Source organism: Vibrio furnissii CIP 102972, from assembly GCF_000176175.1.
GTDB classification, from domain to species: Bacteria; Pseudomonadota; Gammaproteobacteria; order Enterobacterales; family Vibrionaceae; genus Vibrio; species Vibrio furnissii.
The window spans coordinates 1,136,563-1,161,780 of the sequence record NZ_ACZP01000014.1 but is presented as its reverse complement, the minus strand read 5'-3'; the positions used below and the strand labels follow the sequence as shown (position 1 = coordinate 1,161,780).

Genomic DNA, 25,218 nt, shown 5'->3' with positions numbered 1-25,218 from the left:
CTAATTACTCAAGTGAGGTCTAATTAAACGCTTTATTTATAGGAACTAATAACCGTTTGATGAGACTGCTCACAACCACAGCAAGTGTGCAAAACGTCACCACAGGAAGCGTCAACCACATCACAAAATGCGCAGATGGCGTGAGCTCAAAACCAAACTTCATCACGCTTGCCACCACGGCGTCCGCACTGAGGCTCGCGACCAAACCTGCGATCAGTGCCATTAAGCCGTACTCGGCCCAAATGGTGCGTGTGACTCGGCGACGGCTCGCCCCCAGCGTGCGATAGAGCTGAATCTCTTGCTGGCGCTGGCTCAAACTCAAGCGCAGCAGCGTGAAGATCAACAAGATACCGGCCACCACGCCCAATGCCGCCAACACGGTGATCGACCAAACGATCTGCGTCAGCAACGTTTGGATCTTCGCCCCCATCGAGCGGATATCCATCAAGCTTACAGTCGGGTGGTTACGCGACAATTGATTGAGCAATGCATCATGCTGGGGTTCAACCCGAAAGCTCACCAGCCAGCTGCCGGTGATGTCTTTCATGACATCCGGGGTAAAGATGAAATAGAAATTCGGCTTCATTTCACGCCATTCCACGTGGCGAATGGTGTTCACCGTCGCTTCAATCTTTTGACTGTTGATCACAAACGTCAATGTATCGCCAATCTTCAAGCCCAGATCGCGCGCCACATCCTCTTCAACCGACACCCCATCGTGCGTGGTCCATTGACCATCCAGCACCTCGTTGTAGCTCGGTAGCGTTTCCCCCCATGTGAAGTTGAGCTCTCGGCGTAACGCATCAGTGCCCTCTTCTCCCTGAGTCCGTGTTTTGGCATCCACACCATTGATATCAGCCAATCGACCCCGAATGATTGGAAATGCCTGAGAGCGCTCAATGCCAGCGTCATCAAGCGTTTTGAGATACGCCTCTTTTTCATACGATGCAATATTCAGCGCAAACGCATTCGCGGCATCCGGCGGCAATGTGCGTTGCCAATCCGACAGCAGATCAGTACGCACCAGCCACATCACGGCTAAAAGCATCAACGACAGCGACAACGCGCCAAACTGAATACCGGTCGCGACGCTCGAACGATTGATGCGGCTCAGCGCCAGTTTCATCGAGGTGTTCAACGGCAGGCGGCCAAGGGCTTTGGTCACCGCCACACTTAGCAGCGCCAAGACCACAAACAGCACCACGATGCCAGCGAGCACAATCCACACCAAACGGTTTTGCCAGTACACCGCCAGCATCGGCACCAGCGGCACCAGAATCAGCGCCACATTCCAGCGGTGACGACGCTGTTGTTGCGTCGCTTGCATCACGCTCACGGCATTCACATTCAGCAGATGCCCCAGCGGAATGCCCAACGCGGGCACCGCAATTAACACGCTTGATGCCAACGCAACCATCACCGGTTTGTAACCATAACCCGGCAGCGGATTGGGCAGCAGATCCACCAGCGGCACCCGCAGCAGATATTCCAGCCCCACACCAATCACGATGCCAGCAAGGGCAGCAAACCCCAGCAGCATCAACACTTGAACAGCCAACCAGCGGAAGATCCAACGCTTGCTGGCGCCCAAACTTTTGAGCATCGCAATGGTGCGTTGACGCGTAGACACATAATGCTGACACGTCAGCACTAAGGTGGTCGCGGCCATAATGATGACGATGGCGACGGTCAACGAAAGGTATTGCTGAGTGCGTTCAAACACCTCGTTGGTGCGACTGGCGCTGTTTTGATCGCGCCAACGGTCGCTCGGCGTCAGTTCGGTTGCTTTTTTCAAGGCCTCAATTTGCGCCGGTTCCCCATTGATAAACAAGCGGTAACTGACTCGGCTTCCCACTTGCAATGCACCAGTTTTGGCCACGTCCTGCTGATGAATCAACACCGACGGCATTTGTTGAAAGGGGTTAAAACTCAGCCCCGGCTCTTCGACAATACGTCCACTCACCGTAAAATCGGCATCGCCAATCGTCACGTTGTCTCCTATCGCGACATCAAGCTGAGCAAAAATGCGTTCATCGAGCCACAGTTGACCAGGCTGAAGATGATTAACGATGGTTTGACCGTCGGAAAGCTGCATCTCACCGCGAATCGGGTAATCGCTATCGACGGCTTTGACCGTCACCAACTGCATGCCGTTGTCGCTAAAGGCCATGGTCGCAAAGCGGGTCATGGTGGATGTGGTCAACGCTTGCTGCTCAGTCAGCGCTTGCAGCGCGGGCGGAATCGGGTTGGCAGAAACGAACACGCTGTCCGCAGTTAAGGCATCTTTGCCCTGCTTCACCACCACTTGTTCCATGCGACCAGCCAGCGCCGTTAGCGCAAACACGCATGCGATGATCAGCGTCAGCGCGACAGAAATAGGCCACAACTGGCCGTGACGAATCTCGCTCAAACTCCAACGAATGAGACGTCGATTAAGCGCAGGGGCCGAATGCTGACTCATGTGCGCTCCTCCAGCATGCCCGCTTGCATGTGAAAACGACGATCACAACGCGCCGCCAGTTTTGGATCGTGAGTGACGAGCACCAGCGTGGTGCCATGTTTCGCGTTGAGTTCAAAGAGCAGATCAATCACTTTCGCCGCCGTCTCTTGATCGAGGTTACCGGTTGGCTCATCAGCAAACAGCACTTGCGGGCCAATCATGAACGCGCGCGCCAAGGCGACGCGTTGTTGCTCGCCACCGGACAGTTGGCTCGGCGAATGATGAATCCGATGTTCCAATCCGACAGACGTCAGCAGCGCAGTCGCTCGCTCGCGATCTTCCGCTTCCCCTTTCAACAAACAGGGCAGCGTCACGTTCTCCAAAGCCGACAGGCTCGGGATCAGCAGAAAACTCTGAAACACAAACCCGACCGATTCACTGCGAATGGCCGCGCGCGCTTCGTCATCCAACGCGGAGAGCGCTTTGCCCAGCAGATGAACTTCTCCGTGGCTTGGCGTATCTAACCCGGCAAGCAGGGTCATCAGCGTGGACTTGCCCGCGCCAGAGGTACCGACGATGGCAACGCTTTCCCCCTGATGAATCTGCAGATTCACCTCTTTAAGGATTGTTAATTGCTCCTGATTGGTGGAGACTACTTTGGATAACGATTGAGCTGAAATAACAGGTGTTTGCATGATGAGACGACTTTCCTTGATTCTTGTTCTTTTCTTTTCTGCTAGCGCTAGTAGTAACACACTCTTAATACTTGGCGATAGTTTAAGCGCTGGCTACCAGATGCCGATTGAGCAAGCTTGGCCCAGTTTACTCAGCAGTGCGTTGGCGGGAAACGGCAAAAATGTATCGGTTGTTAACGGCAGTATTTCCGGCGATACCACAGGCAATAGCCTTGACCGTTTGCCATCCCTGCTGAAACAACATCAACCCGACACCGTGTTGATCGAGCTGGGCGCCAATGACGGTTTACGCGGCTTTCCTCCCAAAGTGGTCGAAAACAATTTACGCGCGATGATCGACCAGATTCAGGCCAATAAGAGTCACGTGATTCTGATGCAAATTCGCATTCCGCCCAATTATGGCAAGCGTTACAGCGATGCGATCGCCCAACTGTACCCCACCCTGTCTGACGAAAAATCCGTGCCGCTGATCCCGTTTTTTCTGGAACAAGTCATCGTTAAACCCGAATGGATGATGAACGATGGTTTGCACCCTAAACCGGAAGCACAGCCTTGGATCGCCGATTTTATGGCGCAACAACTCGCGCCATTGCTCTGATCTTATTTTCACCTTTTCCTCCCCGATTCCGCGGCGTTCACACCATGCGGAATCGGCCTTCCCTGCTTAAAATCCCAGTTTTTAATGGTCTAGCTCAATAAAATTTACGCAGCTTTACGATATTGTTAACACTCCCCCTACTGTAATGTTTAAAAGGTGATCATCAATGCGCATTGAGCCCGTGATTCAGGGTGTAGTGGCCCGCACCGCTCATCCACTTGGCTGTGAACAAGCGGTTTTACAACAAATTGAGTACGTTAAATCGGCAAAACCGATCACACAGGGGCCCAAACGCGTTCTGATCCTCGGCGCCTCTTCCGGCTTTGGTTTGGCGGCACGCATTGCACTCACATTTGGTGGTGCCAACGCCGACACGATTGGGGTCTCTTTTGAACGCGGCCCGTCTGAGAAAGGGGTGGGCAGCGCTGGCTATTTCAATAATCTGGCGTTCAAGAAATTTGCTGAACGTGAAGGCCACATCGCGGTCAACATCAACGGCGATGTATTTTCCGATGCCGTGCGAGAACAAGTCGTTGAAGCGATCGAAACCTACTTTGAAGGTGAAGTGGATCTGGTGATTTACAGTATTGCCAGTGGCATGCGCCGCAAACCGGGCTGCGATGAGTTCTGGCGTTCCGCCATCAAACCGATTGGTAACGCCGTTTCTGGCGCGACGATTGTGTTGGAAAACGACACATGGGTCGACACCACCTTGGAACCGGCCAACGATGAAGAGATCGACAGCACGCTGCATGTGATGGGGGGTGAAGATTGGGAAAGCTGGATTGATACGCTGATCAACAACGAGTCCATCGCGCCAGGATGTAAAACCATCGCATTTTCGTATGTGGGTCCATCAATCACGCATCCGATCTATCTCGATGGCACGCTCGGTCGCGCAAAAATCGACCTGCATCAAACCAGCCATTCACTCAACCTGAAACTGGCAAACTTTGATGGCGGTGCCTACGCCACCGTGTGTAAAGCCTTGGTCACCAAAGCGAGCGTTTTCATTCCCGGCTTAAGCCCATACATGTTGGCGCTGTACCGCGTGATGAAAGAAAAAGGCACACACGAAGGATGCATTGAGCAGATGCATCGTTTGTTCAGTGACAAACTCTATAGTCACACCAGCGTGCCTGTTGATGGTGAACGTCTGGTACGTATGGATGACTGGGAACTGAACCCTGACACGCAACAGCGCGTGCGTGAAGTGCTGGCTGAAATGAACGGCAGCAACTTCCAACAAATGGGCGACTACGCGGGCTTTAAAGCCGAGTTCCTGCGTTTGAATGGATTTGGTTTTGACGGCATCGATTACGATGCTGACGTCGACCTAGAACGCTTTTAGACGCTTCGCCAGAGCCGAATGTCGAATCGGCGACAATTTCTGTCAATTTGTGAAGGTCCCGTGCATTTGCCGGGACTTTTTTTGTCGATTTGCCAACCCGTTCATATACTGTAAATACGTGCTGCAACAACGCAGCGCACGAAAGCTGAGCACGGATCGCTCAGCGGTTCCGCCGACGTTCAAAGGATGGGCTGTATGTCGAAAATCAATACACAGTCATTAACTGTTCCTCAAGAGATGCTAAGTGGCTGGCAAACCATCGTCAATCTGTTGGCCGATATCCTCCAGGTTCCCGCCGCACTCATCATGCGTCTGCACGATGAAGAAATCGAAGTTTTCTGCGCCAACACCAATGTCAAACAGCCGTATCGCAGCGGTGACACCGAAGCCCTCGGCCAAGGCCTGTATTGCGAAACAGTGGCCAAAACACGTCAAGAACTACTCATTCCAAATGCCTTAACTGACATGAAATGGCGTCATAACCCTGATATTTCTCACGGCATGGTGGCCTATTGCGGGATTCCGGTCTGTTGGCCCAATGGCGACCTGTTTGGCACCATCTGTGTGCTGGACAATAAAGCGAATGCCTTCACGCCCACGTATCGCAAGCTGCTGCAAAGTTTTCGTGTTTCGCTCGAATCGCAACTCACTGTGATTTACCAACATCAGAAGCTCAAACTGCTCAATGATGATCTGCAAGCACGCATTCAAATTCGCACCCAAGATTTGGCCGACCTCAACTACTCCCTCAATCAGGAAATTGACAAGCGTAAAGCGGCGGAACAGTTAGTCGCGTTCCAATTGCACCACGACACCAGCACCGCTTTCTTCAATCATTCCGGTTTGGAGCGTGAAGTCGACAAAGCACTCACGCGTGGCGATCACGATTTGGCACTGCTGTATGTTGGCTTTGCCAACGCCCGTCATCTGCAATCGCGCTTGGGGTATCAAAACTGGGAGAAAGTGCTGAAGCGCTACCGCGAACGCGTTGGGCATTTTGAAGGCATTGAAATCCTCACGGCGCGCCCCACCGCCAACGATTTGGTGCTGTTGGTCAAAGCGCCATCCTTAGAGAACAGTTTGGAGCTACTGTGCCATCGGCTGGTCGGCATTCATCAAGCCGAGTTTCAACTTGAGCAAGAACGCTTTCACCTCAACGCCTACATTGGCATTGCGACCCATGCCGACTCCGCTCATGCCGGAGAACTGATCCACTTTGCGTCCGAAGCCATGTTGGCCTGCAAAGATTCCGGCTATCAGTTCCACTACCATTCTCAATCCAGCGCGGATCAATTGGCGTCCGCCAATGCACTGGAAAGTTACCTGTTGCAGGCGTTGCAAAATGATGACTTGGCGCTCTATTTTCAACCCAAAGTGGATCCCCGTTCACGCCGTTGGTTAGGCGCGCAAACCGTCCTGCGTTGGAGCCATCCGCTGCTGGGCGACGTCACACATGAAGCGCTCATCAACATGGCCGAACAAAACGGGCTGATGTTTGAAGTGGGTAACTTTGTGCTGCGCCACACCATTGAAATGGCCGGCCGCTGGCGTCACTCCTTCCCCTCGCTACGACTCACCGCTGCAATTTCGACGGGTCAGCTACAAAATGGTCAGTTGGCCCAACAGATCGAAGCCTTACTTAACGCGCATGATGTACCGCCCGCGCAACTTGATTTGGAGATCAACGAAAATGCCTTGTTGTCCGATGAAGTCGTCGCGCGCAACACACTCAGCGCCTTACATCAATTGGGAGTTCACCTCACACTGAGCGAGTTTGGGTCGGGATTTGCCTCATTCCATCACTTAAAACATTACCCATTTGATGCAATCAAACTCGACAAAACCTTTGTGCAGCAACTCACCCATAACGACGAAGACGAAGAGATTCTGCGTTCAGTCATTCACGTTGCGCAGAAACTGCATTTGCAAGTTGGGGTTGAAGGCGTCGACACCCCAGAGCAAGACACGTTTTTCATTGAAGAAGGATGCGATATTGCTGAGGGGTATCTGTACGGACGTCCATTGCCAACCGAAGAGTTTGAACTGGTGATGCTCAATCAAAGTTATTCCTTTGCCAAATTGGGCGACAACACCCACTTAGCATCAAAGTAGTTTCGCGGCTCGCCTCGGTTCCCCCGCGCACGCAAGGGGAAGCCAATTAAAGGTTTCCCCACTGCTTTGAATTGCTTATCATCCCTTTACTCTCAGGTGGGCGCTCCCTATAATCGCCCCCTTTTCTCTTTCTCAATGAGCGATAAACGAGATGGATCTATTAACATCTATACTGAAAAAACTCGAAAAACAGAACTACCGAGCGTATCAGCAAATTAAAGGCCAATATGATTTTGGTGACTACACCCTGTATATCGATCACGTTCAGTCGGATCCTTACGCTTCGGCCTCTCGTCTTCGCGCGACCCGCGCTTGGTCGCTCACCGGCCTTGATTGGTTGCGCGAGAAATCGCCGTCTTACCAACGTGCGGCGCGTGATTTTATCGCTCGTTCCTTTGCTGAATTTGCCAAGCAAGAGAACTCCATTTCCATTTCGCTCAGTGGCCAGACGGTGCTCGACAGCACCTCCGTGGTGTTCACCGATGACGGAATCGAACTGCGTTTTCGCATGAGTCTGCCGGCAGAAGGGCGTGATATTTTGGCCAAGAAAGCGCTGAATATCTTGACGTTCCACATGCCAAAATTCATTCGCCGCGCCACCATTGAGCGTGAGCTGGATAAAGACGCACTGATCCACCACTGTGAGATCATCGAAGATCAAGACGCACTGCGCGATCAACTGGCAGACCAAGGCTTGGTCGCGTTTGTTGCCAATGGCAGTGTGCTACCACGCCTTGCCGGTAACTGTGACCTGCCGATGAAAGACGCCGTTCCTTTCACTGCGCCAAGCGCACTGGAAGTGACGCTGACCACACCCAACCAAGGTGAGATTCGTGGTTTGGGGATTCGTCAAGGCATCACCTTAATTGTGGGCGGTGGTTTCCACGGGAAATCAACGCTGTTGACTGCGCTAGAGCGCTCAATTTACAACCACATTCCGGGAGATGGCCGTGAGCGCATCGTGACCGATGGCAATGCGATGAAGATCCGTGCCGAAGATGGCCGCTGCGTACACAACCTGAATTTAGCCAACTACATCAATCACCTGCCCATGGGCAAAAACACCAGCGATTTCAGCACGCAAGACGCGTCGGGCTCCACATCGCAAGCGGCATGGTTGCAAGAATCCATCGAAGCTGGCGCGACCACGCTGCTGATTGATGAAGATACCTCTGCCACCAACTTCATGATTCGCGACGAGCGCATGCAAGCGCTGGTGAGCAAAGGCGATGAACCCATCACGCCGCTGGTCGACCGTATCGGTCAATTGCGTGATGAACTCGGTGTTTCAACTTTGGTGGTCATGGGCGGCTCAGGCGATTATCTAGATGTGGCGGACACCGTGATTCAAATGCACGATTACCAAGCCGTCGACGTTACCGAGAAAGCACAGCAAGTGATCGCTCAGCACCCAACGGCCCGTCGTAACGAATGTGAAACGCCACTGGCAACCTTCCCTCCGCGCTCGTTTAACCGTGCCGCGCTGCAAAAACTGCTGGTTGAAGGAAAGTTCCGCGTCTCCGCCAAAGGGGTTGATGCGCTGCGCTTCGGGAAAGAGTTTGCAGATATTTCAGCGCTAGAGCAGTTGGAATCAGCGTCTGAAGTGAACGCAATTGGTTGGTTGTGGTTCCAGTTGGCACAGCTGCCAGGTTGGTCAAAAAACCCAGCCAAAGAGATGGCGGAAATGCTCACCGAACACTGGTACACCGCGATGCCAAATCACGGCGATCTGGCCAAGCCACGCATTCTAGATGCCATGGCTGCATTGAACCGCATGCGCAAATCGCAATTCAAAGCGTAAACGTCTCGGCGAAATCGGCTGGCCTTTGATGCGTGAGTGCATACAACGTGTGCCCTCGAAAAAAGCAGAGAAGCGAGAGCCGCTGAGCCGTTAGAGCCGCTGAGCAACAATAAAAAAACGCCCGCAGACCTTGTCGCGGGCGTTTTTATTGGTATTCAAATCAGCAAATTAATACTCTTGACGTAACACATTCCATGCAGCACATAAAATACGAAACTGCTCGGCATCGCCATTGTCACGGTCCGGATGCCAACGCAGCGCCAGTTTGCGCCATGTTTTGCGAATCTCAAACGATGTTGCGTCGCTCGGTAAGTCAAACAAACGCAAGGCCTCATGGCGATTGAGGTGACTGACCGTTTCCCCCCCGACAAACCGACGATAGCGGGTCCAAAACTCGTTCAATAGCCGCTTCACTTCCCCTTCACTGGCCTCATAATGGGTCCAGTTGGTGTAGTAATCGCGCAAAGGCTCGTCCGGGTCGATAACATGGTTGGCATTACGAAACATCGGCATCAACACAATGTCCATCGCTTCTACTTGCAACCATTTTTGTGGATACAAGATTTCCTGCAACTGATAGAGCGCGTTCATGATCAGAAAGTTACGTTTAAACAAGTCTTTTTCTGGCGCATCATCGAGTACTGGCACCAATTCAAGTTCGCTCAAATGGGCGGCCAACGTGTGAACTTTCCAGCCCGATGGCTGTTGTTTCAACACTTCCAGAATCGGCCAGAGCAGCGGATTTTCCATGTACGTTTGGAAGGTCGCGCTCAGCGGTTGTGTATCAGACATACGATGCTCGTTTTTCAATCCCTGCATTAAATTCAAATCCAAATTGACCGATTTGTCGAGTCGCACTCCGTTTCACAATGCAAGTTTTTGAACTAGCATCTGTTTCTGATGTAACGTTGACACAATAAAAAAGCCAGCACATGGCTGGCCTTGAGGTAGATAACCGAGCGCGGTTAAATCACGCCCAGTTCACGCAAACGTTCCATCAGGTAGCTGTGCGCTGTGTAACGCTCAGACAACACCACTTCTGGCTTCGGATGCAGGAACAGCGGCAGAGAAATGCGCGATTGAGTTTGGCGCTCACCACTTGGGTTTATGACGCGGTGCGTGGTCGACGGGAAGTAACCGCCCGATGCTTCTTGCAACATGTCACCGATGTTGATGATCAAGTTGCCAAAATCACAAGGAACATCGATCCAGCTGCCATCGCTGCCCATCACTTGCAAGCCCGGCTCGTTCGACGCAGGAAGCACCGTCAGCAGGTTGATGTCTTCATGCGCTGCCGCGCGGATTGCGCCCGGCTCTTCATCACCACTCATTGGCGGGTAATGGAGCACACGCAACAAGGTTTTCTCACTGCCGTTGATCATCTCAGACAAGGCAATCGAAAAACGCGCCTGCACGTCTGCCGGAGCATGTGCTTCCACCCAGCTCAGTAGCTCTGCGACAAATGCATTTGCGCGGTCATAGTAATCCAGAATCTGTTCTTTCAGCTCTTGCGGGATCTGACCCCAAGGATAAACGTGAAAGTACTCTTTGATGTCTTTCACGGTGTGACCTTTCGCCACTTCCGAGACGCTAGGAGGGAAATAACCGTCTTGTGTATCGACGTTAAACTGGAACTCATTTTTACGTGCTGAAGTAAAAAATTGGTACCAATTTTCGTAGATGGATTCAACCAACTCTTTGGGAATCGGGTGGTTTTTGAGTACGCCAAATCCCGTTTCGCGCAGTGACTTTACAAATTGCTCGGCAGCATCCGGAGCAAGATAATCGACAGTGTCCAGTTTCATGACTTTACTTTTTTGTTATGAGAATTGAACGCGGGATTTTAAAAGTCACTATGGGGTAAATCAAACTTTAATGAAATGTTCGGTTTTGAATGCGCTGAATCTGAGCGAACCACGCCAATTTCAACAGTAAACGTTTACGTCAGATGACTTTCCCGCGCAAAAACACAATTGAACAGCGTTCATAATAGTGGCACCATAGGCTCAGCACTTAAAAAAGGATTGATCACCCAATGAATTTTCCCAAAAGTTTGATTGGCTTTACGCTTGCCTACGCTGTGGTCTTTGTGTTCTCGGCCATTGCCCCATCGTCACGCGCGGTATGGATCGCCGAAATTCTGCCCGCCGTACTGATTTTGGTCGGGATTTGGTGGGCATCCACCCATCAAACGTTAAGTAAAACGGCCTACCTGCTGATGTTTATTTGGTTAACCCTACATACCATTGGCGCGAAATACACATTCGCAGAAGTCCCATTTGACTGGTTCAACCAACTGATTGGCTCTGAGCGCAATAATTTTGACCGCGTCGCACACTTTGCAATCGGCTTATATGCTTACCCCATCGCGGAATATCTCATTCGCCGCCAACTCGCGAACCGCTGGATCGCAGGAGCGTTTGCGCTGTTTTGCATCATGAGTATTGCCGCTGGCTATGAAATCATCGAATGGTGGTATGCCGATTTGGCGGGCGGCGAGGAAGGCATCGCGTTTTTGGGATCACAAGGCGACATTTGGGATGCTCAAAAAGACATGCTGTGCGACACACTGGGAGCGATCACCGCGTTGTGCGTGATGAGCGTGCAGTGCCGAATGCAACCGCAGCGCTTTTCCGTGGCTTAACCGGTTATACCTCGTATGGTGTAGAAAATCGCACGCATAGAACGCGCATAGAAAAAGGAGCTGAGGCTCCTTTTTTATTTGGATGATTCGATGTGCTTGAGCGCCTCGATTTGTGTGCGTGACCTGATCTGTTCAGGTGACTCACCTGCTACCGGGTTTCTGTCGTCGGTGTATTTTGCTCAATCCATGCCAGATATGGATTGAAGCCATCGACAATCGGCACTTGGACAATTTGTGGCACTTCATAACAATGCAGCTGCGCGATTTCCTGTTCAAGGTCGGCATAACACGCTTGGCGCGTTTTGATGATCAGCAAAATTTCGGCATCACAGCATACTTCGCCATTCCACAGATAGTGGCTTTGAATTGGCATGGACTGCACACACGCTGCCAGTTGTTTTGACAGCAGGCTATGGGTGATTTGCTGCGCGTTTTCCGGACGATTGGTGGTGGTCAAAACCATGCAGAATGCCTGCTTCTCCATCGTGCTCTCCTCTCATCGAGTTCAATCGAAACCTCATCACTTCACAAAGCATATACCGAAATCGTCGGTGCGGAGAGTGCTATACCACCACGCTGCGATCTCAGTCCCCCCCATTCAACGATGCGGTCATTTTCACTGAGAATCGGTATGATTTTCATTCAGAACTTTAAAAGTGCCATCAGCCTTAGAAATAGAATAAATTTCTATGTTGTTTTTCAGTGTGATGACAGATTTATTTATGAATTCACTCTCAAAACCAGCACAAAACCCAACACTGTAACAGTACGGATTCATGATTCCGATTATTCTAGAAGCATAACAAATGAAACCCAACATCATGGCGCCACCGGCGAGCAGCCAAGGCTTCATCCATAAGGGTCAACATTCACGCTTTTATCGCTGCTGAGTAAGTTCATTATGACAAAATCAAACCATACCGATGCTTTATCGCTCGATTGCTGTCCACTTTGCCAACATGACGAATACCTGATGTCGGAGGATGGGGAAAAGTTTATTTGCGGTCAGTGCGGATTTAAAACCGACCATCTGAAAAGCATTCAACTGCAATTGATGCTGCTGCATCATTCATCTGCATTACATCGCACGCACTCGCTTCGCCCAACCATGCACTAAGCTAGCGCGGCGTTTATTGGTGTTCAACGAACCGATGTGTTCATCGAATCGCTCTATTCGCTGACACGTCGTATTCGCTTAACAGACATAGTCCGTAAGTTGTTCTAATTTACTGAGGATCACCACGTCGTCGTGCGTGGTGCGGTTGGCCGGGCTCAACGGTTCCAACTGATACGTGGTCACGCCCGCTTGCACACCCGCTTCCACCCCTTTTGCGGTGTCATCCACATACACGCACTCATCCAACATGAAGCCCATATTCATCGCGCAATAGCGAATCAAATCCGGTTCGGGTTTCCAACTGTTGGCTTCAAACGCCGAAAAGACTTTACCATTGAAATACGGCAGCAAGCCGGCCAACTGCAGCGTGGTTTCGATTTTATTGCGCGGCGCATTTGAGGCCACGCAGAACTCCACATTGTGACGCGTCAACGTCTCCAGCAGAGGCAACACGCCATCCATTGGTTTCAGTTCATGAGCGAACAGCGTATCCAACACATCGCGGTAGCGCGCTTCCAAAACATCTAAATCCGCAGTCATGGATGCCAGCTCTAATGTGGCGGTCAGAATGTCCGCAATCTTGCCACCCTCGAAGGTATCCGCGACATCGTCCACCGTCAGATTTGCATCTAACTCATTGAATATTCGAACAAGGGCTTCGCAACAAAGACGCTCGCTGTCAACCAACGTCCCTTCACAGTCAAAAATAACGCAGTTTGTTTTTTTGTTAGTCATATACGCTCCCCCTTTTCGAGCAGTGTATACGCATACAATCACGACGAAATAACACAACGAAGGAAATGAAACCGTTCTCACATGGTGAAAAACAATTTCCCAACCAACATCACTTTTCTGAACGTGAGTGGCCTAAGCTGTCTTAAAGCTGCAACATTATTGACGTTTATACTTCGAGGAACGCCTCGCCATCGAACGCATGGGCTTGGCACCATTTCGCCAACACAGCCGCGGCAAACTGAGGGGCATCGGCGTAGGTTTGATTGGCATTCAGTGCGATGTCCGACACCAATACGTTGTCGCCATGTGCGGTGACGATCGCGGCCGCCACTGGTTGTGAGTTTTCAAACCCGACATACAGTGAGCAAGGCTCAGAAAAGATAATTTGGGTGAAGAATTCGACCAGCAAATTCTGCTCAGCTTCCGTCTCCATCTGCGCCGCTTGTAGCAGTGCAAACATGATGGTCAGGCGGTGAAAATCGACCAGAAAGATATCATCCAGTGCCGCTGAATCCTGCGGTTGGCTGGCAAAGGGTTGAACCTGGCGAGATGCGGTATGGGCTTGATAGAGCGCACGCCCCTTGAGACTTTCCGGTGTCGGATACTCGACATCAACTTGGCTCCAGAGCCACTGATTTTTGATTTCAACAATCGCATGAGATGACGGTGTCATAAGGCGTACTTCTTATCGTTAGCAAAATATCAGGTGCAGACGGCGATGATCGCGCGCAGGCGAAATCGTGTCACAGCACCGAAAACCTAGAGTCTACCACAATTCGGTTCTGTCTTTCTCGTAACATACTGCTATCATGGACTCAACGTGAACAGTTGGAATAATAAAATGATCAAGAAATTAGCCGTAATTTCTTTAAGCGCGCTTGCCCTTGCCGGGTGTGATAACTCCGAAGTGGGCGACGTCAGCTTGGGTATGTTTACCATGAAAGATATTAAGATTGGCTCGCTCAAAGATGATGTGGTGACGGGTGTGACATGTCATATCGCTTCCATTGAAGCGAATCTGAGTTTTGCAGATCCAAGCGACAGCTCCATCTCTTGCCGTCAAACCGGCGACATTACGCCAGAAATGATCGCACAGATTGATAAGAGCAAATCGGGTGAAGTGGTCTTTAAGAAATCAAAGAGTATTTTCTTCAAAACCATGAAAGTACGCCGCATCTACGATGCTGAGAACCAAACGCTGCTCTACCTCTCATACACCACCAAAGAAACCGAAGGCAGTTTCAAGCACAGCCTGTCGACGGTACCGCTTTGGGGAACAAAGGCTTACAACGCCTTCCCTACGACTGCTGAAAAATAGCGCACATCATCAATGCCCGCGACTCGTTCTGAGTCGCTTTTTTATGTCGTTAAAATGAAACTTTGCATAAATTTTTGTGATATCATCCGCGAAAATTCTTTCACAATGCCCACTTAACACATGAAGTTTCCTGGACAGCGCAAATCTAAGCATTATTTTCCGACGCACGCCCGTGATCCGTTGGTCAACCAAATCCAACAAACCCCACTACTCCATCGCCCTACGATCGTCGGTGTCGGTCAGACCATCGTTGATATTGAAGCGCGCGTGGATAATGCATTCTTAGACAAATACAACCTGAGTAAAGGACATTCTCTGGTACTGGAAGAGAGTCAAGCCGACGCGCTTTACCAAGAACTGGTCGAACGGAATTTGATCACACACCAATACCCGGGTGACACCATTGGCAATACCCTGCACAACTATTCCGTGCTGGCGGACAGCAAATCGGTCCTGCTCGGCGTGATGTCAAAAAACGTCGAAGTTGGCTCTTACGCGTATCGCTATTTGTGCCGCACGTCGTCACGCATGAACCTCAACCATCTTCAAACCGTGGATGGCCCGATTGGCCGTTGTTACACTCTCATTTCTGAAAATGGTGAACGTACTTTTGCGATCAACGAAGGTCACATGAACCAGTTGCATCCTGAAAGCATTCCTGAAGACGTATTCGATAAGGCGTCTGCTTTGGTGGTCTCTTCGTATCTGATGCGCGGTAAGCCAAACGATCCGATGCCTCAAGCCGTACAACGCGCCATTGAAATTGCCAAAGCGAAATCGGTGCCGGTGGTACTCACGCTTGGCACGAAGTACGTGATCGAAGGCAATGAAACATGGTGGCAGGACTACCTCAAAGAACACGTCACCGTTTTGGCGATGAATGAAGAAGAAGGTGAAGCGCTGACCGGCGAAAAAGATCCGCTTCTCGCTGCCGATAAAGCGCTCGAATGGGTCGATTTGGTGTTGTGTACCGCTGGCCCAGTTGGCCTATACATGGCCGGCTACGTCGATGAAGCCGCTAAACGCGAAACCGAACTGCCGCTGCTGCCGGGCAATATTGCTGAGTTCAACAAATACGAATTCAGCCGCGCAATGCGCCAGCAAGACTGCGAGCAGCCACTGCGTGTTTATTCTCACATCGGCCCATACCTTGGCGGCCCCTTAGAGATCAAAAACACCAACGGTGCTGGCGATGGCGCGTTGTCGGCATTGCTGCACGACATGGCGGCCAACAGCTACCACTTGCGCAATGTACCCAATTCGGCCAAGCACGATCGACACTATTTGACCTACTCGTCGCTATCGCAAGTGTGCAAATATGCCAACCGCGTCAGCTACGAAGTGTTAACGCAGCACTCGCCACGTTTGTCACGTGCGCTGCCTGAACGAGAAGACAGCCTAGAAGAAACCTACTGGGATCGATAAATCGTTCACGAAGACTGGCATTCCACCACTCATATGGATTAGATTAGCGGCTTGTAAGCCGCTTTTTTTGTGCTTCAACATAGTCGACTAACACAAATCATTCTCAATAGATATTCAATGTGTTGAAAAGTATGGGTGTACGCACGCTTATCATTTACATGGAATTTCATAATTGAGACATTCTTTCATAAAAGATATAGTTGACGCCTAAAAGAAAATTAAATTAATAACTTTGTTATCAACGCCTTTTATTTTTTAACGTTGTTGCTTTAACTTTAGTGCTCAGAATCCGTATGGTTCAGTAGAGCTAGGTGCATTGATATGTCATTGACGCAGGAAAAACCCGCAGACGTGATCAATATGTTTTCAGACGTCTATCAAAAACGTTTGATGCATATCTTTGACGTATTCAGCGAGGGGATTTTTCACATGGATGAGCAGGGCTGTATGACATTTTACAACCCTGGCTTTTATCAACAATTTGGTTTCAATGCTTCCACAATCACTTTGAATGAGTGGTTCACTGTCGTTCACCCGCAGGATCGTGAGGATCTGGAAGCGCGGGTGCATCACCATGTTGCGAGTATCGGCCGAGCCACCGCGCAATACCGAGCGCGTAAAAGCAATGGGCAGTATGTGTGGATTGAAGGCACCGCCGTCACCTGCCAGCGGGATGGCGAAACGTTTATGGTCGGCAGCCATCGGGATATCTCTGATCAGAAGTTGATGGAGTCTTATCTCAATCAGGCGGCGTTTTACGATAACGTTTCCGGCTTAGCCAACGCGACCAAACTGCTCAAAGATATTGATCAAATCAAACTCGACGACCAAAAGTCGGGCACCTTGCTTTACATCCAAATTGACGACATCAAATCCTACTTGAACCAATACGGTACGGAAGTGGTGCAGCACATCTTGCATCATTTGATCTCCGCGCTAAACAGCGTGACCAATCCCGACACCGAATTCTATCGCGTTCGCTCCGATGACTTTGCCCTATTGCTGAGCCAAAACATCAGCCATGACGCGCTGACCGCATTGTGTCACGACATCTTGGATCGCTACGCAAAATCAGCGCAAGAACATGGGCACTTGTTTGGCGACAGCATGAGCATCGGCGTCTATCCTGAATTTTCAAATGCGTACAGCGCCGAGCAGATCATCAATATTGCCTCACGCACTTGTCAGTACGCTGGTGAGAAAAAACGCTCGCGGATTGAAATCTACAACGGCAAAACGCAGCGTGCAGTTGATCGCTTCTTCTACATCGAGCGCGGGCTCAAAGAAGCGCTGCAATCGCGTTCACTCTCCGTCAAATTCCAACCCATTTTAAATGCACAAAGCGGCCAAGTATCGAGCTTTGAAGCGCTGGTACGTTGGCGTTCCAAAGAGTTTGGCGAAATTTTCCCCGACGAATTCATTCCCGTGGCCGAAGAGAAGGGGTTAATTACCGACTTGGGTTATCAAGTCTTTGAAAAAGCGTGTGAATTCATCAGTCGCTACAACAAAGTCAACGGCGTGAACATTCGCGTCAACATCAACGTTTCGGTGTTGCAACTGCTCAATAGCACCTTCCCTTCCAACATCAAAATGATGGCCAGTGAAGCGGGCATTGATCCTCAATCCATCGTGTTAGAACTGACGGAAACCGTGATTTTGGATGGCAACAAGAATGCGCTCAATCAATTGGAAACCCTGAGCAAAATGGGCTTTCAGCTCTCTTTGGATGATTTTGGCACCGGCTTTAGCTCCATTCACAGCTTTTTCGATTTGCCGTTGAATCAAATTAAAATCGATCGTTCTATGGCCACCAAAACCTTGACCAACCAAGCCTCCGAAGAGTACCTGAGCTTCATCATTCAACTCAGTCGCAGCAAAGGCGTCGACATCGTGATTGAAGGCATTGAGAACAGTGACATGTTCAGGAAGTTTCGCGCAATGGGCGCGTCCTATTTGCAGGGCTACTGGTTCTCGAAGCCGCTGTCGCTTGCCAGTGCCAGCCGTTACACACTGTCTAGCAACCTCACCACTGGTTAAACCACACGATGTGAACTCGCTCTGATTCAAAGCGATGTTCATAAATCCTTCATCTAAGTGACTGGATTTTAGTGAGATTGCTCCATAATATCGCCGAAACATACGGAAGTGTTTCAGGCGCATGATCCTCAATCAAACCCCAATATCCAGCTCATCATCCTTTCAACTGGAGGTTAAATGCCTTCTGTTTACGCTCGTCATCGTGTTCCTGATTAATACGCCGATGCGCTACGTTAAATCCGACAAAGAATCCGACTTCGCCGCGCAACTCAAAACGTTAGAAAATACCCTGATCCTCAAACGCAACCTGGCGTCGAGCTTCCTCGCCATCGGTGACTCGCACATTGCCACCCGTTATTTTGACGATCCAGCGCCGTTTTTGGATCTCGCCAATCAGTTGCTCGCCACCCAATCCTTGATCAAATCCATGACGATCGTGGCGAAGACGCCGCCCGTGGGGTATCGCTACCAACGCTGGATCACCACCTACAACCGCTTTTACAGCAGCAGCCTCAATCGCCAGCAAACGCAACTGCTGCTCTCACCGCAATGGGGCGTATTCACCGAGTTTAAGGCCATCTATCGCCATCAGCGCCACATCGGGTATCTGGTGTTGGAGATCGATCTCAATGAATTTTCTGAAATTGGCGGCGACAACATCCTGCTCATCAATCAACTCGGCACCGTCTATTCCAGCTCTCGCACCGGAATCGACAGCCTGAGCAATTTGGGGGATAGCTTGCCCCATGTATGGCAGGATTTACAACGCTCCAACCGCTTTGCCGGTTTATTTGAATACGATGATTTTAGCTTTATCTACCGCAAACTCGATCTGCTGAATGACGGCAAAACCTACTTGGTCAAAGTGGTCGATAACCATGAACTGGTTCCGCCCTACTTCTACTTGATTTTGATGTTCGGCAGCATCACGGCGGGCGTGAGCCTCTACCTGTATCGCATTCGCAAAGACAAACAGGAACTGACGAAAATCACCTTCACCGACGAGCTTTCCGGGCTGCACAATCGCCACTATTTGAAAAAAGTCAGTCGTCAGCTCAAAGCGCATCACCGATATCATTTGTGTATTCTGGATATCGATCACTTCAAGTTGGTGAACGATAAATATGGCCATGACATTGGCGATCAAGTGATTAAACGCGTGGCGTCTGTGATTAAAAGCCGCATTCGCTTATCGGATTATGCGTTTCGTTTTGGCGGTGAAGAGTTTGTGGTGGTGATCAAAACTGACTCTGCCGAACAAGCTGTGCGTATTTTTGACCGGATTCGCGAGGATGTGGCGCTGTATGTACAAGCGCCGAAAGTGACGATTTCAGGCGGTGTTTGGCCCGTCACCGAATCGGTGGATGAGGCAATCAAACACGCCGACCGTTTGTTGTATATGGCGAAAGAACAGGGCCGCAATACGATTTTGAGTGAAGCCGCTTAACCCGACGCGCACGCCACAATCCCAGGACCAATAATGCACCAAAGCTCACCATGTTCAGCGAACCGCCGCCGCCACTGTCGGATGTTGTCGTTCCATTGAGATAAGCGACCCGTTTGTCATCCGTGGCCACAAAATCTGGCGTTTCGCTGCCAGCCAGCACGCTGTTGATCCAACTGGTGTAGTCAACCACTTCGGTAAATACTGCATCGGCGTTGGACATGGTCCACGGGTTGCCGCACGTGGTGGGGCCAAAACTGACAATGCCCACTTGTTTTAATGTACCGCTGTCATTCCAATAAATAGGGCCGCCCGAGTCGCCCTGACAGGTGCCGTTGTCCAGCCCCGTAGTCACGCTGGTATCACCACCAAAACAGATCTGATTGCTGGTCAGCTTGGTCAAATCCTGCTGACACGTCGCGTTCGAAACATAGTTCATGTCGGTCACCAGCAGGTCGTCGCTGTCATCGGTGCCGGTACTGGTATTGCCATGGCCGACGGCTTCAAACACATTGTCGTTGGTATCATTATCTGTGTTATCTGTTCCTAAGCGATAAGTGTCATCACTGGGGATATCGGTATAGCCAACCACGTTCAGGGTCGATTCTAACTTGATGATCGCAATATCATTCGGCCACAGGTTGGTGGAAGAGTCTTCATACCCGGGATGATAATAGAATTCAGACGCTCGCACGGTTTCAATATTACCGTTTGGGAAGGCGGATTCGCTGTCAGTTTGCGCCACCACCGTAAACAAATTGTAGTTTTCATCCAAATTGCCGGAGCCATCAAAGATGCAGTGTGCGGCCGTAAGCACATGCGTCTCATCCAGCATGGTACCGCCGCAATAACTGCCGACACCATAGACGCCATCGTATTCAATGCGGTCGTAATACAGGCTGACAAACGAGTCATACGTCGTCACCGAGGTCGTGGTGCCGTTAACGATGTATGTGGTCACGTCCGTCGTGGCTGCCAATGCGGGTACAGCAGCAAAGAAACTGGTGAGCGCCGCCAACACCTTCCATGTCGTCATGTCGATATCCTTAAAGTAAACCTGCTCAGATAGTACTTGATACGTACCATTCAGCAACACTGGCCTTACGCGCCAGTCAAAGCGTCAATAAAAGTATGCATGATAAATAAAAAAACAGCCCCTAAAAAGGAGCTGTTGTCGCAAATTCAATCGCTTAGCCGCGGTAGTAACGTTGCGGCACAAACGGCATTTTTTCCACCAGCATCGGCAGCATTTTACCGCGCACTTCAGCAAACACTTCCGTCCCAATGGCCGCTAAGTCGGCACGCACATACGCCATGGAAACCGGAATTCCCGCAGTTGGCCCGGCAGTGCCGCTGGTCACGAGACCAATTTTTACGCCATCAGCATCAAACAGTTCGGTGCCTTCACGCACAGGCGCTTTGGTTTGACCAACCAGACCCACACGTTTGCGCGACACATCTTTTGTCGCGATTTGCGACAGAATGATATCCGCACCTGGGAAACCACCTTCACGCGCACCGCCCGTGCGACGAACTGGCTGAATTGCCCACAGCAGGCTGGCTTCAACCGGTGTGGTGGTTTCATCCAAATCGTGACCATACAAACACAGACCACACTCAAGACGCAGCGAGTCGCGTGCGCCAAGGCCAATCCACTCCACTTCTTCAAACGCCGTCAAGGTGCGAGCCAACGCTTCGGCTTGGTCAGCGGGTACTGAGATTTCGTAACCATCTTCGCCGGTGTAACCACTGCGGCTTACGATGCAGTCGATGCCATCGATTTGCACTTGCTGAATGTCCATAAACAGCATATCCGCGACCGCTGGTTGCAGGCGAGCCAGCACTTCAGCCGCTTTCGGGCCTTGCAGCGCCAGCAGCGCGCGGTCGTCAACGATTTCCAGCTCGACACCTGATGGCAAATGCGCCTGTAGGTGGTTGATGTCTTGGTCTTTACAGGCCGCGTTCACCACCACAAATAGGTGATCGCCCAAGTTCGCCACCATCAGGTCATCCAGAATGCCACCTTGCTCGTTGGTGAAGAATGCATAACGTTGTTTGCCTTCCGCTAAATCGACCACATCAACCGGAACAAGCGTTTCCAGTGCGGCAGCCGCCCCTTCACCGTGCAGACGAAGCTGACCCATGTGTGAAACGTCAAACAGACCTGCTGCTTCGCGTGTGTGCAAGTGCTCTTTCTTCACGCCCAAGGCGTATTGCACCGGCATGTCGTACCCCGCAAAAGGCACCATTTTTGCGCCAACTTCCACGTGAAGCGCGTGCAATGGTGTGATCAGGAGTTCTTGTGTCGCATGTTCTTGAGTCATTTTCTTCTCCATTAAGCCAGACTCCGTCTTTTGAGTGTAGCCGCTAGTGTTTAGCAAAAACTGTCGCAAAAGTGCGCATCAGGAAACCATGTTTCCAATAGTGAACAAAGATGCCCTTGTTTTAGCGGATTAACAAGTTCAAAACAGTGAGAATTGTCATAATTAACAACTCAATCACATTTAAAGCGGTAAAAGAAAAACGCCGCACTGACGACATTCTCATCACTGCGGCGCATTTTTCTTCAATTCGCAACAAAAAGCAAACGGTTGCTTTCACTATAGGAAATTTTTCAGTTTTTCACTTTACTTGGCCGTGACCCACAAGATCAGCGCATCGTCCTCACTCACCGAGACCAACATGTGGCCCATATTGGCGTCGTAATACACACTGTCACCTTCGGCCAGCAGCACCGGTTCATAGAACTCACTGTAGAACATCACCTCGCCTTCGAGGATCAACAGGAACTCTTCACCGTCATGGCGAACCCAGTCACCATACTCTTCAAATGCACGTGCTCGAACTCGGCTTTTAAACGGCATCATCTTTTTATTCGACAGTTGCGTAGCCAGCAATTCATGCTCATAAGTTTGGGTTGGATGCGGTTTACCCTGCCCTTTCTTGGTCACATCACGACGGCCGCTTGCCATAATTTTTTTAGGCGGCTCAAAGAGTTGAGGCATATCAATTTGCAAACCATGCGCCAGTTTCTGCATGGCTTGAAACGTTGGTGAGATCTGTTCGTTTTCGATTTTGCTGAGTGTGGAACGAGCCAACCCCGTGCGTTGACTGGCCTCTTCCAGCGTGATGCCAAGCTTGGCGCGAATGTCTTTTATGCGCTGGCCGAGTTTAAGCGGTTCGATCGTTTGGTCGCCGGATTCCTTGGCGAGCGTCAATGATGGGTACTCATCATAAATGTCTTCTGACATGCTTTCCCTCGAATATTTATTCTTCCTGTCGTAAAAAACATTGTTGCACGAAGCGACAGAGTGATTAAAGAGCACAATCAGAAATAAAGCGTGCTTTAGGTAGCAAAAACCGAAACCGTGTTTCCTATAGGAAATTTTTGATTGATTGTTCATACCACAGGGAGTATGTTACGTCCTTGTTAGATTAAGAGATGCAAGTTACCGCGTTCAAGTGGCAAGGATTTAACATTTGGCTGCGGGTTTGGACCCTGTTTTTGGGGTCAGTTATCGGTGCAATCACCACGAGTCACCTCAGTGGCTCACCCGCGATTGAACCGATAGCCGTGATTAAGGAACAACCAACACATGCACGATTTTGCTTTGGCAGAATCGAAGAAGAAGGACCGACGAGCCGCAAGACGCTCAAACGCTCGTCAGATTATGGGAAGGTCATCTACCATGAACGCAAACGTGAACAAAGCTTACCAAAATCACAGCCTGGAGAGCTTCTTCTCCACGAACCTCGCTGCTACGGACGATGCGGTATTTGCCGGCATTCAAGCCGAATACACCCGTCAAAACGAACAAATCGAACTGATTGCTTCCGAAAACATTGTGTCGAAAGCCGTCATGCAAGCCCAAGGCACCTGCCTGACTAACAAATACGCGGAAGGCTATCCGGGTCGTCGTTACTATGGCGGCTGTGAGCACGTCGACAGCGTTGAAGCCATTGCCATCGAACGCGCAAAGTCACTCTTTGGCTGCGAATATGCCAACGTTCAACCGCACTCTGGCGCACAAGCGAACGGCGCAGTGATGCTGGCGCTGCTACAACCGGGCGACACCATCATGGGGATGTCGCTGGACGCTGGCGGCCACCTAACGCACGGCGCGCGCCCTGCTTTATCGGGCAAATGGTTTAACGCCGTGCAGTACGGTGTCGACCGCGCAACGTTGGAAATCAACTACGACGACGTACGCAAACTGGCGCTGGAAAGCCAACCAAAGCTGATTATTGCCGGTGGCTCAGCCATTCCACGCATCATTGATTTCAAAAAATTCCGCGACATCGCTGACGAAGTCGGCGCACTGTTGATGGTTGATATGGCGCACATCGCCGGTTTGGTTGCCACGGGCGCTCATCCAAGCCCGCTGCCACATGCCCATGTCGTGACCACCACCACACACAAAACCCTGCGCGGCCCACGCGGCGGCATGATTCTGACCAACCACGAAGAGATCATTAAGAAGATCAACTCGGCGGTATTCCCTGGCCTGCAAGGTGGCCCACTGATGCACGTCATCGCAGCAAAAGCGGTTGCATTTGGTGAAGCGCTAGGCCCTGAGTTCTCAAGTTATATTGATTCGGTGATCGAGAACGCAAAAGTTCTGGCCGAAGTATTGCAAACTCGCGGCTGTGACATTGTGACTGGCGGAACCGACACGCACCTGATGCTGGTTGACCTGCGTCCGAAAGGATTGAAAGGCAACGTGGTCGAACAAGCACTAGAGCGCGCAGGAATCACATGTAACAAAAATGGCATCCCTTTTGATGAAGAGAAGCCTATGATTACTTCGGGCATTCGTTTAGGTACGCCCGCTGGAACCAGCCGTGGTTTCGGCCGTGAAGAATTCAAACTCATTGGTGAGTGGATTGGCGACGTGCTGGATGGCTTAGTTGAAAGCCCTGAAGGTAACCCGGATGTGGAACAACAAGTTCGCAAACAAGTGAAGACGCTATGCCAGCGCTTCCCGCTTTACCAATAAACAGTTAATGACGCAGAAGGCGCATCAACGTCAAACCCAATTCAACGTTGATGCCCACCTTAAGCAGCAAATTCGATACATTTTGGAGATTATGCAATGGACAAAACACTGAAGTTTACAGACAGCCACGAATGGGTGCGCGACAACGGTGACGGTACAGTAACAATCGGCATCTCTGAGCACGCTCAGGAAATGCTGGGCGATGTTGTGTTTGTTGAACTACCCGAAGTCGACAGCGAATGCGATGCAGGCGAAAGCTTCTCACTGGTTGAATCTGTAAAAGCAGCTTCTGACATCTACGCACCTGTATCTGGTGTGATTGTAGAAGTGAACGAAGACCTTCAGGATAGCCCAGAGCTAATCAACGAACAGCCATACGACGGCGGCTGGATTGTGAAAGTGAAACTGTCTGACGCAGCTGAACTCGACGATCTGAAAGACGCCGAAGAGTATCTGAGCTCTATCGAAGAAGACTAATGTCTCAGAATAAAGCTGCCCTTACGG

22 protein-coding genes are annotated in these 25,218 nt (G+C 50.7%); 12 read left to right on the top strand and 10 right to left on the bottom strand.

Annotated elements, in window-relative coordinates; translation table 11 throughout:
* Positions 1-19 precede the first annotated feature (19 nt).
* Positions 20-2,461, bottom strand: a complete 2,442-nt coding sequence (locus tag VFA_RS15445; RefSeq protein WP_004727791.1) for an ABC transporter permease — start codon at positions 2,459-2,461, stop codon at positions 20-22.
* Complete coding sequence (locus VFA_RS15440) at positions 2,458-3,135, bottom strand: ABC transporter ATP-binding protein (RefSeq protein ID WP_014258130.1); 678 nt, start codon at positions 3,133-3,135, stop codon at positions 2,458-2,460. The genes VFA_RS15445 and VFA_RS15440 overlap by 4 nt, the downstream gene beginning before the upstream one ends.
* Here VFA_RS15440 and tesA point away from each other — a divergent pair.
* The 4 genes from tesA (at position 3,134) to VFA_RS15420 (ending at position 8,997) form a co-directional block, all read left to right on the top strand.
* Positions 3,134-3,733 (top strand): multifunctional acyl-CoA thioesterase I/protease I/lysophospholipase L1, encoded by a 600-nt coding sequence (gene tesA, locus VFA_RS15435; protein ID WP_038151943.1) that lies wholly within the window; start codon positions 3,134-3,136, stop codon positions 3,731-3,733. The genes VFA_RS15440 and tesA overlap by 2 nt on opposite strands.
* A 166-nt stretch (positions 3,734-3,899) precedes the next feature.
* Complete coding sequence (fabV, locus tag VFA_RS15430; RefSeq protein ID WP_004727789.1) at positions 3,900-5,084, top strand: enoyl-ACP reductase FabV; 1,185 nt, start codon at positions 3,900-3,902, stop codon at positions 5,082-5,084.
* 195 nt (positions 5,085-5,279) lie between these two features.
* Positions 5,280-7,196: a sensor domain-containing diguanylate cyclase gene (locus VFA_RS15425; RefSeq protein ID WP_004727788.1), complete on the top strand. Its 1,917-nt coding sequence runs from the start codon at positions 5,280-5,282 to the stop codon at positions 7,194-7,196.
* A 151-nt stretch (positions 7,197-7,347) separates the two neighbouring features.
* The gene (locus VFA_RS15420; RefSeq protein ID WP_004727786.1) at positions 7,348-8,997 is read left to right on the top strand and encodes an ABC-ATPase domain-containing protein; all 1,650 of its coding nucleotides are present in this window, start codon (positions 7,348-7,350) and stop codon (positions 8,995-8,997) included.
* 168 nt (positions 8,998-9,165) lie between these two features.
* Here the strand turns inward: VFA_RS15420 and VFA_RS15415 are convergent, their stop codons facing one another.
* Both VFA_RS15415 and VFA_RS15410 read right to left on the bottom strand, forming a co-directional pair.
* Positions 9,166-9,789, bottom strand: coding sequence for a DNA-J related domain-containing protein (locus VFA_RS15415; protein ID WP_038151940.1), 624 nt, complete (start codon positions 9,787-9,789; stop codon positions 9,166-9,168).
* Between the two features lie 173 nt (positions 9,790-9,962).
* Positions 9,963-10,802: an isopenicillin N synthase family dioxygenase gene (locus VFA_RS15410; RefSeq protein WP_004727784.1), complete on the bottom strand. Its 840-nt coding sequence runs from the start codon at positions 10,800-10,802 to the stop codon at positions 9,963-9,965.
* Positions 10,803-11,032: 230 nt separating this feature from the next.
* Between VFA_RS15410 and VFA_RS15405 the strand changes: the two genes are divergently transcribed.
* Entirely contained in the window at positions 11,033-11,641 is a 609-nt protein-coding gene (locus VFA_RS15405) for a DUF2238 domain-containing protein (RefSeq protein WP_004727783.1), read from the top strand.
* Positions 11,642-11,789: 148 nt separating this feature from the next.
* Here VFA_RS15405 and cutA read toward each other — a convergent pair whose 3' ends face one another.
* Positions 11,790-12,125: a divalent-cation tolerance protein CutA gene (gene cutA, locus VFA_RS15400; RefSeq protein ID WP_004727782.1), complete on the bottom strand. Its 336-nt coding sequence runs from the start codon at positions 12,123-12,125 to the stop codon at positions 11,790-11,792.
* A 417-nt stretch (positions 12,126-12,542) separates the two neighbouring features.
* Here cutA and VFA_RS15390 point away from each other — a divergent pair, with 417 nt between their 5' ends.
* Positions 12,543-12,758 (top strand): hypothetical protein, encoded by a 216-nt coding sequence (locus tag VFA_RS15390; protein ID WP_038151933.1) that lies wholly within the window; start codon positions 12,543-12,545, stop codon positions 12,756-12,758.
* Positions 12,759-12,836: 78 nt separating this feature from the next.
* Here VFA_RS15390 and VFA_RS15385 read toward each other — a convergent pair whose 3' ends face one another.
* Entirely contained in the window at positions 12,837-13,493 is a 657-nt protein-coding gene (locus VFA_RS15385; protein WP_004727780.1) for an HAD family hydrolase, read from the bottom strand.
* Positions 13,494-13,659: 166 nt separating this feature from the next.
* Complete coding sequence (locus VFA_RS15380) at positions 13,660-14,166, bottom strand: hypothetical protein (RefSeq protein WP_004727779.1); 507 nt, start codon at positions 14,164-14,166, stop codon at positions 13,660-13,662.
* Positions 14,167-14,334: 168 nt separating this feature from the next.
* On the opposite strand from VFA_RS15380, the gene VFA_RS15375 reads away from it, so the two are divergent.
* The 4 genes from VFA_RS15375 to VFA_RS15360 all read left to right on the top strand — a co-directional run bounded on the left by VFA_RS15375 (position 14,335) and on the right by VFA_RS15360 (position 19,720).
* The gene (locus VFA_RS15375) at positions 14,335-14,811 is read left to right on the top strand and encodes a CreA family protein (protein ID WP_004727778.1); all 477 of its coding nucleotides are present in this window, start codon (positions 14,335-14,337) and stop codon (positions 14,809-14,811) included.
* Positions 14,812-14,931: 120 nt separating this feature from the next.
* Positions 14,932-16,236, top strand: coding sequence for an inosine/guanosine kinase (locus VFA_RS15370; RefSeq protein ID WP_004727777.1), 1,305 nt, complete (start codon positions 14,932-14,934; stop codon positions 16,234-16,236).
* Positions 16,237-16,557: 321 nt separating this feature from the next.
* Complete coding sequence (locus tag VFA_RS15365; RefSeq protein WP_004727776.1) at positions 16,558-18,273, top strand: sensor domain-containing protein; 1,716 nt, start codon at positions 16,558-16,560, stop codon at positions 18,271-18,273.
* A gap of 202 nt (positions 18,274-18,475) precedes the next feature.
* The gene (locus VFA_RS15360; protein ID WP_115333289.1) at positions 18,476-19,720 is read left to right on the top strand and encodes a GGDEF domain-containing protein; all 1,245 of its coding nucleotides are present in this window, start codon (positions 18,476-18,478) and stop codon (positions 19,718-19,720) included.
* Here the strand turns inward: VFA_RS15360 and VFA_RS15355 are convergent.
* The 3 genes from VFA_RS15355 to VFA_RS15345 form a co-directional block, all read right to left on the bottom strand.
* Entirely contained in the window at positions 19,647-20,753 is a 1,107-nt protein-coding gene (locus VFA_RS15355) for a S1 family peptidase (RefSeq protein WP_086027308.1), read from the bottom strand. The genes VFA_RS15360 and VFA_RS15355 overlap by 74 nt on opposite strands.
* 154 nt (positions 20,754-20,907) lie before the next feature.
* Positions 20,908-22,041 (bottom strand): glycine cleavage system aminomethyltransferase GcvT, encoded by a 1,134-nt coding sequence (gcvT, locus tag VFA_RS15350; RefSeq protein WP_038151926.1) that lies wholly within the window; start codon positions 22,039-22,041, stop codon positions 20,908-20,910.
* Positions 22,042-22,344: 303 nt separating this feature from the next.
* Positions 22,345-22,968 (bottom strand): helix-turn-helix domain-containing protein, encoded by a 624-nt coding sequence (locus VFA_RS15345; protein ID WP_004727772.1) that lies wholly within the window; start codon positions 22,966-22,968, stop codon positions 22,345-22,347.
* Positions 22,969-23,406: 438 nt separating this feature from the next.
* Between VFA_RS15345 and VFA_RS15340 the strand changes: the two genes are divergently transcribed.
* Positions 23,407-24,714, top strand: a complete 1,308-nt coding sequence (locus VFA_RS15340) for a serine hydroxymethyltransferase (RefSeq protein WP_004727771.1) — start codon at positions 23,407-23,409, stop codon at positions 24,712-24,714.
* A gap of 96 nt (positions 24,715-24,810) precedes the next feature.
* Positions 24,811-25,191, top strand: coding sequence for a glycine cleavage system protein GcvH (gcvH, locus tag VFA_RS15335; protein ID WP_004727770.1), 381 nt, complete (start codon positions 24,811-24,813; stop codon positions 25,189-25,191).
* Positions 25,192-25,218: the final 27 nt, after the last annotated feature.